The 14,756-nt window shown below is 60.4% G+C and carries 14 protein-coding genes; 3 read left to right on the forward strand and 11 right to left on the reverse strand.

The window, feature by feature from the left end; translation table 11 throughout:
* Positions 1 to 369 precede the first annotated feature (369 nt).
* Positions 370 to 1,272, forward strand: a complete 903-nt coding sequence (locus ACSSNI_RS17235; RefSeq protein ID WP_148926620.1) for an ATPase — start codon at positions 370 to 372, stop codon at positions 1,270 to 1,272.
* A 76-nt stretch (positions 1,273 to 1,348) separates the two neighbouring features.
* Here the strand turns inward: ACSSNI_RS17235 and ACSSNI_RS17240 are convergent, their stop codons facing one another.
* Positions 1,349 to 3,262: an autotransporter domain-containing protein gene (locus ACSSNI_RS17240; protein WP_200638782.1), complete on the reverse strand. Its 1,914-nt coding sequence runs from the start codon at positions 3,260 to 3,262 to the stop codon at positions 1,349 to 1,351.
* A gap of 418 nt (positions 3,263 to 3,680) precedes the next feature.
* Here ACSSNI_RS17240 and ACSSNI_RS17245 point away from each other — a divergent pair, with 418 nt between their 5' ends.
* Positions 3,681 to 4,874: a GGDEF domain-containing protein gene (locus ACSSNI_RS17245; protein WP_200638790.1), complete on the forward strand. Its 1,194-nt coding sequence runs from the start codon at positions 3,681 to 3,683 to the stop codon at positions 4,872 to 4,874.
* A 6-nt stretch (positions 4,875 to 4,880) separates the two neighbouring features.
* Here ACSSNI_RS17245 and pncB read toward each other — a convergent pair whose 3' ends face one another.
* The 5 genes from pncB to hmpA form a co-directional block, all read right to left on the reverse strand.
* Entirely contained in the window at positions 4,881 to 6,080 is a 1,200-nt protein-coding gene (pncB, locus tag ACSSNI_RS17250; RefSeq protein ID WP_200638792.1) for a nicotinate phosphoribosyltransferase, read from the reverse strand.
* Between the two features lie 27 nt (positions 6,081 to 6,107).
* Complete coding sequence (locus ACSSNI_RS17255; protein WP_200638794.1) at positions 6,108 to 6,287, reverse strand: hypothetical protein; 180 nt, start codon at positions 6,285 to 6,287, stop codon at positions 6,108 to 6,110.
* Positions 6,288 to 6,481: 194 nt separating this feature from the next.
* Positions 6,482 to 6,658 (reverse strand): con-10 family general stress protein, encoded by a 177-nt coding sequence (locus tag ACSSNI_RS17260; RefSeq protein ID WP_102835800.1) that lies wholly within the window; start codon positions 6,656 to 6,658, stop codon positions 6,482 to 6,484.
* A gap of 221 nt (positions 6,659 to 6,879) precedes the next feature.
* Positions 6,880 to 7,113, reverse strand: a complete 234-nt coding sequence (locus ACSSNI_RS17265; protein ID WP_102835801.1) for a hypothetical protein — start codon at positions 7,111 to 7,113, stop codon at positions 6,880 to 6,882.
* Positions 7,114 to 7,171: 58 nt separating this feature from the next.
* Positions 7,172 to 8,350 (reverse strand): NO-inducible flavohemoprotein, encoded by a 1,179-nt coding sequence (hmpA, locus tag ACSSNI_RS17270; RefSeq protein ID WP_200638796.1) that lies wholly within the window; start codon positions 8,348 to 8,350, stop codon positions 7,172 to 7,174.
* A gap of 281 nt (positions 8,351 to 8,631) precedes the next feature.
* Between hmpA and ACSSNI_RS17275 the strand changes: the two genes are divergently transcribed.
* Positions 8,632 to 8,856, forward strand: a complete 225-nt coding sequence (locus ACSSNI_RS17275) for a DUF2188 domain-containing protein (protein WP_102835803.1) — start codon at positions 8,632 to 8,634, stop codon at positions 8,854 to 8,856.
* A 3-nt stretch (positions 8,857 to 8,859) separates the two neighbouring features.
* Here the strand turns inward: ACSSNI_RS17275 and ACSSNI_RS17280 are convergent, their stop codons facing one another.
* The 5 genes from ACSSNI_RS17280 to hyi all read right to left on the reverse strand — a co-directional run bounded on the left by ACSSNI_RS17280 (position 8,860) and on the right by hyi (position 14,608).
* On the reverse strand, positions 8,860 to 9,744 hold the full coding sequence (locus ACSSNI_RS17280; RefSeq protein ID WP_200638798.1) for an urea transporter: 885 nt from the start codon (positions 9,742 to 9,744) through the stop codon (positions 8,860 to 8,862).
* Positions 9,745 to 9,819: 75 nt separating this feature from the next.
* Positions 9,820 to 11,235, reverse strand: coding sequence for a pyruvate kinase (pyk, locus tag ACSSNI_RS17285; protein WP_200638800.1), 1,416 nt, complete (start codon positions 11,233 to 11,235; stop codon positions 9,820 to 9,822).
* A gap of 50 nt (positions 11,236 to 11,285) precedes the next feature.
* Positions 11,286 to 12,557: a glycerate kinase type-2 family protein gene (locus tag ACSSNI_RS17290; protein ID WP_200638802.1), complete on the reverse strand. Its 1,272-nt coding sequence runs from the start codon at positions 12,555 to 12,557 to the stop codon at positions 11,286 to 11,288.
* A 345-nt stretch (positions 12,558 to 12,902) separates the two neighbouring features.
* Positions 12,903 to 13,793, reverse strand: a complete 891-nt coding sequence (locus ACSSNI_RS17295) for a 2-hydroxy-3-oxopropionate reductase (protein WP_200638804.1) — start codon at positions 13,791 to 13,793, stop codon at positions 12,903 to 12,905.
* A gap of 32 nt (positions 13,794 to 13,825) precedes the next feature.
* Positions 13,826 to 14,608, reverse strand: coding sequence for a hydroxypyruvate isomerase (gene hyi, locus ACSSNI_RS17300; RefSeq protein ID WP_200638806.1), 783 nt, complete (start codon positions 14,606 to 14,608; stop codon positions 13,826 to 13,828).
* Positions 14,609 to 14,756: the final 148 nt, after the last annotated feature.

The raw sequence follows: 14,756 nt of genomic DNA on the forward strand, positions 1-14,756 counted from the left end.
CGATTCATCCTCCAATCTATCGGCCGTTCTTGGCGTTTTGGCCCGACATCCGTGTCGGAAAGCGCTATCCGCTGGCATGAGTGCTCAAGCAACAGGCGTACCAGTTGCTGTTTGGATTGCCTGTTTTGCTTAGAAAACCTACCGGAAGTGCGTTGCACATGGCTTTACCGCCTGAATGCGCTTTACATCAGCATGATGCAGCGAGGTGCTGACCAGTGCCCGTTGCTGTCGGTGTGCACAGTCTTGAATCGCCTCGGCATGGAACGCCTGTTCCAGGTGCAGGTTCCGGACAGGCGATGGCGCTGAAGAGACGCAGTTGAATCGTTATACTGCGCGCTGTCTCTTGCTTCGCGCCCTTAAAGGTACTCCATGCGCAACGATGCTCACGACGAACTAGACAACATACCCAGCCTGACAGCCGGCCGCGATCGCGATCCGTACCCAGCGCCGGAGCTAGAGCCGATTGGCAAGTCGACGAGTCAGGCTGCCGACGATGCGCGGCCGCGCCAGAAGCGCCGTGCCGCCAGCACTGCGCCGCTGTGGTTCCTGATTCTAGTGCTGTTTGGGTTGCTGATTGCGTTGGGTTGGTGGGGCCTGCAGCAGGTATCCAGGCTCGAGGCTCAGCTGGTGGCCACACAAGAAAGTTTTGCACGCATCAGCGAAGACGCGACCGGCCGGTTGCAGGATATCTCCGGCAAGATCGTGGCGACCGAATCCAGCGTCACCACCGAAGGCGAGGCATTGAAGCTGCGCATCAAGCAGCTTGAAAAGCAGGCGCTGGACTTGGCAGAGCAACAGCGGGCTATCACTACCCAGCAGCAGAGCCTGACCGGCAAACAGGGTAATCAGGACAAGCGCCTGGACGAACAGGGTGGACAGATCGAGCGCATCGCCACTGACGTGCGAGAGCATCAGTCAGCAGCAGCCACGCTCGCCGATACCGTTAAAAAGGTTGCAAGTGATCAGGCCGCGCTCACGTCATCGATGTCGGCGCTGAAGGGTTCGGTGGACGAGCTGGGCAAGCTGTCTGGCCGAATTGACGGGCTGAGCAAGGACGTCGCAGCGTTGAAGCAGAGGGGCGATGCCAGCCAGGCGATCAGTCGCTTGGAGCAGGACGTGCTCATCTTGCGCAGTGAACTGGATAACCGGCCTGCCGCTACGCCAGGCGTAGTGACGTCAGAGTTCGATGCGTTCAGAGCCCAGATGACCCGCAACATCAACACGCTGCAGGGGCAGATTGCCAACCTCCAGCAACAGATAGACCAGCGCTAGGCAAGCCTGGATAAAAAAGGCCGCTGCGTATGTTACGCAGCGGCCAGGCGAATCAGCCAAAGGAGGAATGGCGGTTTTACAAGTCCAGCGCCAGGGATAACCCGACACCCTGGTTGCGGTTGTCGTTGCCTTGGTAGTTGTAGTTGGCTCGGACGCTGAGGCCTGTCGTCAATTGGTGCGCGATACCGACACTGAAACGGGTCTGGTCGCCCGTCGGGGTCGCACCCGGCAGCTCAAAGCTATTAGTCGGCACGCTGTTCAATGACATACGCAGATCTTCGCGCTGCTCATCCTCGCGCTCGACCTCGCGGGCGACCTCGCCAAACAGCCGAGTGCGCTCCGACACTGCATAAGTGCCAAATAGTCCGACCGACAAACGAAGTGATTCCAGCTCTTGGTCTTCGTAGCTCAAAGCGGTCGAGCTGGCGCCTTGCTCTCTATAACCGTCGACGTCGATTTTCTGATAGCTGGCACCGATGAACGGGCCGAACTCTAATGGATCCCCCATCTGCATCAGGTTAAATCCGGTTTTGGCGGACACACCCCAGACCATGCCTTCAGTACTGCCTTTTTCTGAGCGTTCCGCTACGCCGAGGGAAAAGGTGCGGTCCAGTGAATCGTAGTCAAGGTAGCCCGCGCTGGCATTGAGGTCAGCGAAAAACCGGTCTTGTTGATAGCTGGCAAACGCGCTCGTCAGATAGCTGCGCATATCGTAGTCCGAGTCCCCTGCACCGAGGCTGAGGGAGTTCTGCGCCAGGCCCAGACTGAGTCCCGCCAGCCAGTGCTCGCTGACACGGTTGCTCAGTCCAATCGCCAGGGTCGGGCTGTCCCCATCGCCGCCTCCGAAACCGTCGTACTCGGGACGGTTGTAACCTCCTTGAACGAAGGTTCGCCAGCCGCCTACCGATTGCCAGTTGCCACGCTGGGCAGCGAGTTCGTTGTCGAGTAACTGGAGGTGGTTGCGCAGCGCCGAACGGCCCATCTCTGGTAGCAGTGATACCTCTGCCGGTGCTGAAAGAATGGAGTAGATATAGTCAGCGCTTATCTGGTGGACTGCGGTGGTTGGGTGGACCGCGTCGTTGAACAACAAACGGCTCGGATCCGCGTTTGCGGTACCCAGGCCATAAGTCGGATCTAGCGGACAATTGCCCCCATCAAAGCAGACCGCGGTCTGGTTGATAGTGGGGTCGAATCCGTAGCGAGCAAGGTCTGCGCGAACTTCAGAAAGCAGTAGACGGTTGTTCAACAGAACGTAGTTGCCCCCTTGTGCCTGCAGTCCTGCAGCGAGCTCGGCGTTGAAACTGTCGCTCAGGCTGTTGAGAAACGCGCTGGTCCCGAGTTGTGTCCCTAGCGGGGTATTACCAACATCGGGCAGGTCGGAAATGATGATGTAGCGGGCGCCTGCGTTCTGCAGCGCGCCTACCGCCTGAACCATGTTCGCTGCTGCCTGCGCCATGGTCGTCGGCCTGGCTTGAAGTTGAAAGATATCGTTGGCGCCACCGTTGAGGTAATACAGCCCATTCGGGTCAACCTGCGGGTTTTGCACCAGATACCCAGGCCGGCTGCGTGTCAGGCCTCCTCCGGCGTCGACCGTCGAGGTGCCAATGAGTGAGTCAAGGATCTGATCCGTACGGTAACCACCTACTGCGTAGTTGGTACCGTCTGGATTGCCCGTCAGAAGGCGCGGCAGGATTGGGGTCGATGGCAGCGACTGAAGGCCCAGGCGGTTGGCGAGTACTTGGGTAACAACCTGTCCCGCATATTCGGTGTTGTTGGCCGCATAGGTCGGGCCAGTGCGATTGGTAAAGCGCAGACCGCCGGTTGGATTGCCCCCTAATAGAGGACTGCCGACGTCTGGAAAGTTGCCAGCATCACTCAGCGAGTCGCCGAAGTTAACGAATTGGCTGTAGGGGCTGGTCTCCGCATGTGCTGCAACGGATACGCCCGCCAGCAAGATGGCAAGGGCGAGTGGCTTGAGAGCGCTCTGCACGGGTATCTCCTTATTGTTCTTGTTTGGCAGTCGAAGTCGAAGCTCCGACTCCGTTCAAGCTAGTCGCCAATTGAAGGAGGCATAAGCGCTCTAAAGCGTCATTTGCCGGACGGCTTGGTATCGCTCGAATGGATTACGAACCCGAGGAAACTCTCAAAACGCCTTGTTACAAAGTTTTTATGACGTTAGCGCTACAGACCGATTGCCACAGGCCGCTAACCAGAATGGCACCAAAGCCGCATGAAACATGGGGATTTCTGCCGAGCTATTTTTTTGTTAACGGCCTCTGGTGCGAACTCAGGGTTGGCACCGTCCGTCGCTGATGCGATGGGATTATGGCAAAGTGCTACCATTCGGCGCGGTCGGCACGAAGACGTGGATGGCCGTTCCAATGCTTCAGTCGGGTGATTATAAAAAAATGCCGTCCTTGATCGATCTGCTATTGAGCCGCCTGGCTACGCTGCTGCCCAGTGAGCTCAAGTCCACTGAGTTCATGAAGCTGGTCATTCCGCACCGTCACTCGATGCTGATGAGCCAGCGCCGCGCGACCCTGATCGTCAACCGGGTCCGGCTGTTCGCGTTTCTCTTTGCAGTGCTGACACCCGTGTGGGGGATCATCGACCTGATGGTCTTCACTTACCCACTCTGGCTCGGCCTGGCTACCTTTCGCCTGCTGGCCTGCGCTGCCTTCGCCTGCCTGCTGCTGTTCTATCGGCCCAGCGGCAATTTGTTTGATGCCTATCGGGCCGTTGCGCTGCTGTTCACCATTCCGACTGTCTTTTACATCGCTTCGCATACGCTGCTTGGGGGCTATCAACTCACGCAGGCTTCCGCCGTGGTCGCCACAGGCTATGCGTTCCTGCCCTTCGTGCTGATGGCCGGGTTGGCCATCTTCCCGCTGACCCTGTTAGAGAATCTGGTAATGGCGTCCGTCCTGCTTCTCGCGCACGCATTGGCGGGTTATCTGTCATGGACGACGCTCAACTGGCCTTCCTACGCGGGTGGATTCTGGTTGCTGATCTTGATCGCGGGGGTCACCTCGCTGGCAAGTCTCAGCCAGTTGGCGTTCATGATCGCATTGGTACGCCAAGCCATCCGCGACCCGCTCACCGGCGTGTTTTCGCGCGGTAGCGGGCAGGAGATCCTGAAGCTGCAATGGGACACCGCTCGGCGTCACGACACCGGCCTGGCCGTTGCCTTTATCGATCTCGATCATTTCAAGCAGATCAACGATAACTACGGTCACGAAGCCGGAGACCTGGTGTTGCGCGAGTGCACCCAGCAGATGCTGGCCAGTTTGCGTAGCACCGATACGTTGCTGCGCTGGGGTGGGGAGGAGTTCGTTGTGATCATGCCTGACACCGATCGGGAACAGGCGCGCCTGGCGTTGAGTCGCATGATCCGATCGAGCCTCGGTAGGCGCCCGGACGGCAGCCCGCTGACCGCCAGTGTTGGTTTGGCTGAGCGTTGCGTTGATTTTGTCGAAAGCGCAGAAGAACTGTTGGACCTGGCGGACAAGCGGATGTATCTGGCTAAAACCTCCGGACGCAACCGCCTGTGTTTCGAGGCTGCTGGCGAGATACCGTCCGAAACGCCTCTGTCAGCCGCCTGAGCGTATTCAGCGATTCACATCGAACACGTGCATGAGATAGCTGATGAAGGCTTCATCGCGACACATGGTCTTGCCGGGTGAGTCGGATATCTTTGCCACTGGCTGACCATTGCAGCTGGTCATCTTGATCACCATGTTGGTCGGCTCGACCCCCGGTATGTCACACGTCAGCTGGGTGCCGATGCCATAGCTGGTGTTACTGCGCCCGGCTAGGGCGCGATAGATACCAAGCGCCTTCGGAAAATCCAAACCGTCGGAGAAGACCAGTTGGCGGGTCATAGGGTCGATACCCAGCCGTCGGTAATGGGCGATCGCTTTTTCAGCCCATTCGACCGGATCACCCGAGTCATGGCGCAGGCCGTCGAACAGCTTTGCAAGATACAAATCAAAATCTGCGGTGAAGGCGTCCATGGTGATGCAGTCGGTGATGGCGATGCCCAGTGCGCCACGGTATTCGCGCGCCCAGCAGTCTAAAGCCGCGCTCTGACTGTCGATCAGCCTTGGGCCGAGTTGCTGATGGGCCATGATCCACTCATGGGCCATAGTGCCCATGGGTTTGAGGTCCAGGGTGTGCGCCAGATACACGTTGCTGGTGCCGACAAAGTGACCGGGAAAGGTCTCGCTCAGCCGTTTGACCACCGCAGCCTGTACGCCGAACGAAAAGCGCCGACGGGTACCGAAGTCGGCCAGCTTGAAACCGGCCAGCTCGTCGGGCGTGGCTTCTTCGCGCAGCCACTGCAGCTTCTCTTCCAGGCGGTCGGTCGCCTGGTTCAGGGTCACCTGCGGATAGCGAGCACGGTTGCGTACCTCGCTGATGATTGCCAGCAGCGGCACCTCGAAGAGGATTACGTGCAGCCAAGGACCGCGCAGGTAGATCACCAGCTCGCCGTCATCAAGCTCCAGTCGCACGTAGCGGGGATCAAAGCGGAACAGCCCGAGGAAGCGAATGAAGTCTGGCTGCATGTAGGGAATGCGTTCCAGAAATAACAGCTCTTGCGGTTCGAATCGCAGCTCCGCCAAGGCCTCCAGTTGCTCGCGGATAGCACCCAGGTATGGCGTCAGGTCCTCTTCGGATCGACTGCGGAAGGCCCACTCCACCTCCGCATTGGGGTAGTGGTGAAGAACTGCCTGCATCATGGTCAGCTTGTAATAGTCGGTGTCCAGCAGGCTCTGGATGATTCGTTCGGAAAAGGCGCTGCCACGCATGAGTTGCTTCCTGGTTGCGGAGGCGGATCAGGCTCCGCCGATGCCTTCGATCACCTTACCGGTGCCGCCGCAACTTTTACATTCCCCTGCCTCGGTACGGCCGCTGCCGTTGCAAACGGGGCAGATATTTTCACCCGTCCCGGGCGTTCCTTGCGGCGCTTCGTCTCCGGGATTGGACGATGAGTGGTCATGATTTGGAATGTTCATATGAAAACCTCCTCTGCTGAAAGTCTGTATTTGTTTAAGCTAAATAAAATTTTAAATAAGTGATCCGGGGAGGGTGTCGGTTTATTGTCGTAAGAAATGCGCCAGCCAGAAATGCGGTAATTGTCTACGCAAAATAGCGGACAACAAAAAGGGCAAAGATTTTTAATCCTTGCCCTTTTTGTTTTCTATATCGATCAGCTTTTGCTGTTGCGACCGCCGCCGTGGCTATTCTGTCCACCCTTGCGGCCAGCTTCGGAGGCCTTTTCGCGGTCATTGGCGAAGTTGCCACCGCTGTTATGGCCGCCCTTCTTACCTGCTTCAGACGCTTTTTCGCGGTCGTTTGCGAAGTTGCCAGGATTTTTATTTGCCATGTCTTTCTCTCCTCAATGGACAAGACTTCTGCGGGGCTGAACAACTTCATCAGCCTTCAGGATTTCAGAGCCGAGGAGCACGCCAGTAGTTTCCGTTTTATATGTCCTGCGGACGAGTGGTTACAGATGAAGCCGCGACATGGCTAACTGCAAGTACAACGGAACGGCAATTAGCGTGTGGCGTATTTGAATTTACAGAATTGCATCGAATATCGGCCCGATCAGGCGACCAGCGCGAGTTGGCGCTGTGCCAGCAGCCGCATCACGTAACCGATCTTCAGCGCGGTCGGCCCCAGGATCACCAGGGCGTGGCTCGCCACCACCGCTCCGAGCTGAAGTTGGTCATCGACGACATAAGCACCGGCGATACCCAGCAGGAGCAGAAGTACGCCCAACGCCATCGACAGGTTGGCGAATAGTAAAAGACGGTACGAGTCGAGCGGTTGCATAAGCATGGGAGACACCTCGTTTCGGTGATGCGAGAGGGCCGGCCATGAGGCCGACCCGTCCGGTTTACTCCAGCGCGCTTGCTGGCCCAAAGAACTCATGGCGCAGCTGCTGGGCCGGCACGCCGAGTGCGTGCAGTTGCCGACGAACCGCCGCCATGAATGGTTTCGGGCCTAGGAAATACGCATCCAGGTCGCGCTCGGCGGGCAACCAGGCGTCCAGTCGTGCTTCGGTCAACAGGCCGATGGCGTCTGGTTGATGCTCATCGCCACGGTGCTCGTCGTAGCAATAAAAACGCTTTAGTTGGACGTGCTGCTCGGCGAGCTGGTCGATGGTCGCGCGGAAGGCGTGGGCTTCCGCGTTGCGTGCGCAGTGGATGAAGTGAATCGGTCGGCTGGTGCCGAGGGCGACTTCGAGCATAGCCAGCGTCGGGGTGATGCCGACGCCGCCACTGATCAGCACCAGCGGCTTGTCGCTGGACTGCAAGACGAAGTCGCCAGCCGGCGCGAACAGCTCCAGCGTCTCGCCAAGCTGCATTTGATGTAGCGCGTTGGAGGCCACACCGCCGGGTTCACGTTTAACGCTGATCCGGTAGTCCCGGCCATTGCTCGCCGCCGATAGCGAATAGTTGCGGCGGATCTCCTGGCCATCGACCAGCAGGCGCAGACCGATGTACTGGCCCGGTTCATGCGCCACCACGGGTTCGCCGTCCTCCGGCTCAAGGTAGAAAGAGGTGATTTCTGCGCTCTCAGGCACGTTGCGCGCGATTCGGAAATGCCGCGCGCCGCGCCAGCCGCCGGGCGCCTCGGCGGTCTGGCGATAGAGCTGTTCCTCGGTGCCGATCAGGATGTCGGCAAGCTGCTGATAAGCGGCACGCCATGCGTCGATGACTTCGTCGGTGGCGATCTCGGCCCCGAGCACTTCGCGGATCGCTCGCAGCAGGCATCCGCCCACAATCGGGTAGTGCTCTGGCAGAACCTGAAGCGCGACATGCTTGTTGACCACTTGTGAAACCAGCCCGCCGAGCTGATCGAGGCGGTCGATGTGTTTGGCATACATCAGCACGCCATTGGCCAGCGCACGAGGTTGGTCACCGCTGGCCTGGTGGGCCTGGTTGAACAGCGGCCGAACCTCTGGGTGCTCGGCCAGCATCAGTTTGTAGAAGTGGTCGGTGAGGGCTTCGCCGCCGCTTTCGAGCAACGGGACAGTAGCGGTGATTAGGGCACGGTGTTCGGCGCAAAGCATGGAAAACTCCAATTATTGGTAACGCTGTCTCTGGTTGGCAGCGTGGCGACCACGCGTCCCGGACAGGTACTGGAGCTGTTTCAATAATCGTTCCAGGCTGGAATTGACCAGAATCAAGGGCTTAAAGCGATTCTTGGTATTTCGTACCCTGCTGATGTGGGTTTTTATTACCTTGTTGGGTTTTTTGCACCTCAAGTGGTGGTGTCGATCAACAGCCAATCGAACCGTCATCAACCGAAGCGTTCTATAACTTCAACTATCGATGAACAGAGGGAGGCAACATGGAGAACTACCACATCACGCACGATGACGATCGCTGGGTGCTGCGTGAGGAGGGCGATAAACGCGCGCTGCTTGAAGCCTCGACGAAGGAAGACATCATCAACGAGACCCGTGACTACATGAAGCTGCGCACCGCCTCGGTGAAAATCCATACTCTCGACGGCAAGATCGAAGAAGAACGAACCTACCCGCGGGACCAGGACCCACGCGCCACCAGGGGCTAACCTTCAGCTCGGCTGCAACTCGCCCTGGCGCTGATACTGACGTTTACCCAGCGTGACCGCCCAGCAGGCGAGAATGAAGGGCATGGTCAGCGGCGGCAGGCCGAGCTGATCGAAGAACAGCCGGAAGATGATCGCCAAGCCGATGCCCAGTGCTGGCGCCAGTGCCGAGCGGTGAACCTGACTCAACGCCAGAGCGGCGAGCGCCGGGTTGTAGCCAGCCAGCCCGGCCAGCGCAGACGGCTCGGAAGCGCCGGCCAGCAGTGCCATAAAGATGCCTACTGCCGAGCCGCACAGTGTCCACACTGCAGCACGTCGATCAGCCAACAGTAATGCCGCGAACAGGCACAGCCCCGCCATGGGGTCAGCGAGAAACAAGACCTGGCCCACCCCCCGCATTATTCCCCCCAGCGCGCCCCAGCCATCCAGCTGATGCTCGGGTATGCGCGCCTCGACAACGCTTTCCAGAGCACCTGATAGCCCCATGGCCAACCATCCCAGCAGGACAAAGGAGAGTGTGAAGCCCGGCAAGCTACGCCGCTCACGCATCCGTCTGAGCAGGTGGTGCTGTACGGCGCTCGACAACGCGCCAGACATGATGATCAGCAGGCAGGCGAGCGGCGCCAGACCGAGCATCAACGTGATCAGAAGCCCTAGTAGCGCGGCGTTGTAGCCGTAGAGACCGGTTTCGATATCCTCAGGTGGATAACCGAGGCGCCACGCCGACAAGGTGCCGCTCAGCAGGCCGAGGAGGGCGCCCGCCAGAAACGCCAGGTCATGCAGCGCGATTGCAAAGAGGATCAGCAGGCCGCAGCCCAGGTGGCGCTGCAAGAAGATTTGGCTGATCCCGTTGAGCATCGAGCGCAACAACTGCGAAAAACGAGGGGGCATGGGCGTGTCGTGAGAAAAGGGCAAACAGACCCTCACCGGCGGAGCTGCGCTGCGCCGGTGAGGTTGTCTGGAGGGTCAGTTGAGCATTTCGATGCGCAGCGAGTTGGTGGTGCCAGACTGCCCCAGCGGCACGCCCGCCGTGATCACCACAGTATCCCCGGTGCCCGCCATGCCCTGGGCGCGGGCCAGTTCGAGCGCATTGAGGCAGACATGCTCCATGTCATACATGCGTGCATCGATCACCGAGTACACACCCCAGGCCACGGTCAGCTTGCGTGCGGTCGTCAGGTTCGGCGTCAGGCTCAGAATTGGCGTGGCCGGTCGCTCCCGCGAAGCGCGCAGGCTGGAGCGGCCTGACTCGGTGTAATTGACCAGCACTGCAACCGGCAGAATGCCGCTGATCCGGCGAATGGCGCAGCTGATCGCATCGGGCAGGGTGGCCTCGGCGCTTGGCCGATTGACGTCCAGCTGAGCCTGGTAGTCCGGGCCGCTTTCCACCTGGCGGATGATCTTGCTCATCATGCTCACCGCTTCCAGCGGGTACTCGCCGGAGGCGGTTTCCGCCGAGAGCATCACCGCGTCGGCGCCTTCGGCCACGGCGTTAGCCACATCAGTCACCTCGGCACGGGTCGGTGCCGGGGAGAAGCGCATCGATTCGAGCATCTGCGTCGCCACCACCACCGGCCGGCCCAGTTGGCGGCAGGTGCGTACGATATTGCGCTGAATGCGCGGCACGTTTTCCGCCGGCACTTCGACGCCCAGATCGCCACGCGCCACCATGATCGCATCGCACAGCCGCGCGATTTCGCGCAGGTGCTGCACGGCTGAGGGTTTCTCGATCTTGGCCATCAGGAAGGCGCGGTCGCCGATCAGTTCGCGTGCTTCATGAATGTCCTGTGGCCGCTGGACGAATGACAGCGCCACCCAGTCGATACCCAGCTCCAGGCCAAATGCCAGATCACGCCGATCCTTCTCGGTCAGCGGGCTCAACTCCAGCACCGCCTCTGGCACGTTGACACCCTTGCGGTCGGACAGCTCGCCAGCGGCCACCACGCGCGTGTCGATGGCATCAGCGTGCTTGGCCGTCACGGTCAGGCGCAGACGGCCATCGTCCACCAGCAGGCTCATGCCAGGCTGCAGGGCGTCGATGATTTCCGGATGCGGCAAGTTGACCCGCGTGCTGTCACCCGGCGTCGAGTCGAGGTCCAGACGCAGCGTTTGCCCACGCTTGAGCTGCACCTTGCCCTCAGCAAAACGACCGACGCGCAGCTTAGGCCCTTGCAGGTCCATGAGAATGCCGATCGGCTGGTTCAGCTGACGTTCCACCTCGCGAATCCAGCCGAAGCGTTCAGCGTGGTCGGCGTGCTCGCCATGACTGAAGTTGAGGCGGAACAGATTGACCCCGTTTTCCACCAGCTCGCGCACATCCTCGATGCTGCGTGTGGCCGGTCCTAGGGTGGCGAGAATCTTGACCTTCTTATCGGGTGTCATGGCAGGCTCTATCGGCAGTTGTGGTTAGGGACCCTGCTTGCCGTGTCCCGCTAGCGGGACGACGGCAGGATCAGAATGGCGCGGAAATCGTTGACGTTGGTCCGCGTCGGGCCGGTCATCAGCAGCGCATCGAGCGCCTGGAAATAACCGTAGCCATCATTGTTCGCCAGGGCATCTGCTGCGCTGTGGCCCAGCGCCTCGGCGCGAGCGTAGCTCTCGGGTGTCATCAAGGCGCCGGCGTTGTCTTCCGAGCCGTCGATGCCATCGGTGTCGCCGGCCAGTGCGTAAACATTCGGCAGCCCTTGCAGAGTGTCCGTCAGGCTCAGGAGGAATTCGGCGTTGCGGCCGCCGCGGCCATGGCCGCGCACGGTCACCGTGGTTTCGCCGCCGGAGAGGATCACGCAAGGCGGCTTGATCGGCTGACCGTGCAGCACCACCTGGCGAGCAATACCCCCATGGACCTTGGCTACATCGCGTGCTTCGCCTTCCAGGTCGCCGAGAATCAGTGGGGTGATGCCCGCTGCACGCGCCTTCTCGGCCGCCGCGTCGAGGGATTGCTGAGGCTTGGCGATCAGCTGGAAGTGGCTGCGTGACAGGCAAGGGTCGTCTGCCTTGACTGTCTCGGAGCGTGGATCTTCCAGCCAAGCGCGAACGTTCTGCGGTATCTCGATGTGATAGCGCGCCAGGATCGCCAGGGCCTGGGCCGAGGTGGTCGGGTCTGCGACGGTTGGGCCGGAGGCGATCACCGTGGCCTCGTCACCCGGCACGTCGGAAATCGCGTAGGTGTAAACGCTCGCTGGCCAGCAGGCCTTGGCCAGACGGCCGCCTTTGATCGCCGAGAGGTGCTTGCGTACACAGTTCATCTCGCCGATGTGCGCGCCGGAGCGCAGCAGCGCCTTGTTGATCGCCTGCTTGTCGGCGAGGCTGATGCCCTCGGCCGGCAGTGCCAGAAGTGAGGAACCGCCGCCGGACAGCAGAAAGATCACCCGGTCGCTTTCTTCGAGGTTGCTGACCATTTCCAGCACACGGCGGGCGACGCGCTCACCGGCATCGTCCGGTACCGGATGCGCGGCTTCCACCACCTCGATCTTGCGGCAGTCGGCGCCGTGGCCGTAGCGCGTTACCACCAGCCCGGAGAGCTCGCCTTCCCAGACCGCTTCGATGGCTTCGGCCATGGCGGCAGCCGCTTTGCCTGCTCCAATGACGATGGCCCGGCCGCTGCGGTCAGCCGGCAAATGGTCGGCCAGCACCTGGCGCGGGTGCGCGGCATCGATGGCGGCGGTGAACAGGTCGCGCAGGAAGGCTTGCGGTTCGAGGTTCATGTACAACTCCATCTATTAGGTCAGGTGCCCGATTCCAGACCTTAGGGCTCGGTTATGCAAGTACAAAAGGCAAGTCCTAAGGTTTGGAATCGACCCACCCGGCAGTCAGGCCGTGACTCCTCGTGCCGAGCAGGTCGAAAGGGGTGCCGCCCGAGGGCAGCGATCGGATCGCAGGTGCGCTGGGCTGAGGTTGTGGGGGACGCTGTGATTCCGACCCCGCGCAACTCCAATCCGACCCTTTGAGCATCGCCGGGCCAAACGTTGCGGTTCCCACCACCTGGTCTGTCTGTCCCTGAAGGTGGGCCGCTTGGCTTGGCCAACGTGCTCGAAGGCTGAAGTTTCTGTTTAATCCTTGCGAATCGAGAAGTTGGCCATGTGCTCCAGACCCTTGATCAGCGCCGAGTGATCCCAGCCGCTGCCACCGATGGCTGCGCAGGTGCTGAAGACCTGCTGCGCGTTAGCCGTGTTGGGCAGGTTCAGGCCGAGCTCGCGGGCACCGGCCAAGGCCAGGTTCAAGTCCTTCTGGTGCAGGCTGATGCGGAAGCCCGGATCGAAGGTGCCCTTAATCATGCGCTCGCCATGCACTTCGAGAATCTTCGAACCGGCGAAACCGCCCATCAGTGCTTCGCGGACGCGGGCTGGGTCGGCACCGTTCTTCGCGGCGAACAGCAGGGCTTCGCCCACCGCCTGAATGTTCAACGCCACGATGATCTGGTTGGCGACCTTGGCGGTCTGGCCGTCACCATTGCCGCCGACAAGGGTGATGTTCTTGCCCATGGCCTGGAACAGCGGCAGGGCGCGGGCAAAACTTTCCTCGCTACCACCCACCATGATCGACAGCGTTGCAGCCTTGGCACCGACTTCGCCGCCGGAGACCGGCGCGTCCAGGTACTGGGCGCCCGTGGCGTTGATCTTTTCGGCGAACGCCTTGGTGGCGCTGGGTGAGATCGAGCTCATGTCGATCACCAGCTTGTTCGGGCCGACGCCCTCTGCAATGCCGTTCTCGCGGAACAGTACGTCTTCTACATGCGGGGTGTCAGGCACCATGACGATGATGAACTCGGCTTCCTGCGCGACTTCTTTCGGATTGGCCAGGCCAACGGCGCCTGCTTCGAGCAGGGCGGCCGGGGCCGCATCGTGGTGAGTCGAAACAAAAAGGCTGTGGCCAGCTTTCTGCAGGTTCTGAGCCATAGGCAGGCCCATGATGCCGGTGCCGATAAATCCAATCTTAGCCATGAGGTTTTCTCCTTCGATTCGTTCAGGTCGGGTCAGATAGCGTTATGCGCTTTCATCCAGCCGAGGCCGGCCGCGGTGGTGGTGGCCGGCTTGTATTCGCAGCCAACCCAGCCCTGGTAGCCGATGCGGTCCAGGTGCTCGAACAGAAAGCGGTAGTTGATCTCGCCGGTGCCCGGCTCGTTACGGCCGGGGTTGTCGGCCAGCTGCACATGGTTGATCGCCGCCAGATTGGTCTCGAGGGTGCGCGCTAAGTCGCCTTCCATGATCTGCATGTGATAGATGTCGTACTGCAGGAACAGGTTGGTGCTGCCGACCTTGTCGCGAATCTCCAACGCCTGCGAGCTGTTGTTGAGGAAGAAACGCGGGATGTCGCGGGTGTTGATCATCTCCATCACTAGGCGAATATCTTCGGCTTCGAGCTTCTTCGCCGCGTAACGCAGGTTCTCGATAAAGGTCATCTCCAGCTTGCCGAGATCGGCACCCTTGGGAGCGATGCCGGCCAGGCAGTTGATCTGGGTGTTGCCCAGGACCTTGGCGTAGGCGATGGCCTGGTCGACGCCGGCGTGAAATTCCTCGACCCGCTCCGGGTCACAGGCAATGCCACGGTCGCCATTGGCCCAGTCGCCGGCCGGCAGGTTGAACAGCACTTGGGTCAGGTTGTGGGCGTCCAGGCGCGCCTTGATCTCTTCGGCCGGGTAGTCGTAGGGAAAGAGGTACTCGACACCGCTGAAGCCGGCTTCGGCAGCGGCGGCGAAGCGGTCGAGGAAATCCATCTCGGTAAATAGCATGGACAGGTTGGCGGCAAAGCGGGGCATGGGGTTTCTCCTTTTTTGTCTGTAGGGACAATCCGGTGATGCTCGTGGTGGTTGCGCGACGCGCAGCCATCCGGGGTGTTGCGTTTGCGGTGGATATGCTTCGCGATATCCACCCTACGGGGCCGAGCTGTTTCTGCCGTAGCGTGGA

Source organism: Stutzerimonas tianxiuensis (genome assembly GCF_053470365.1).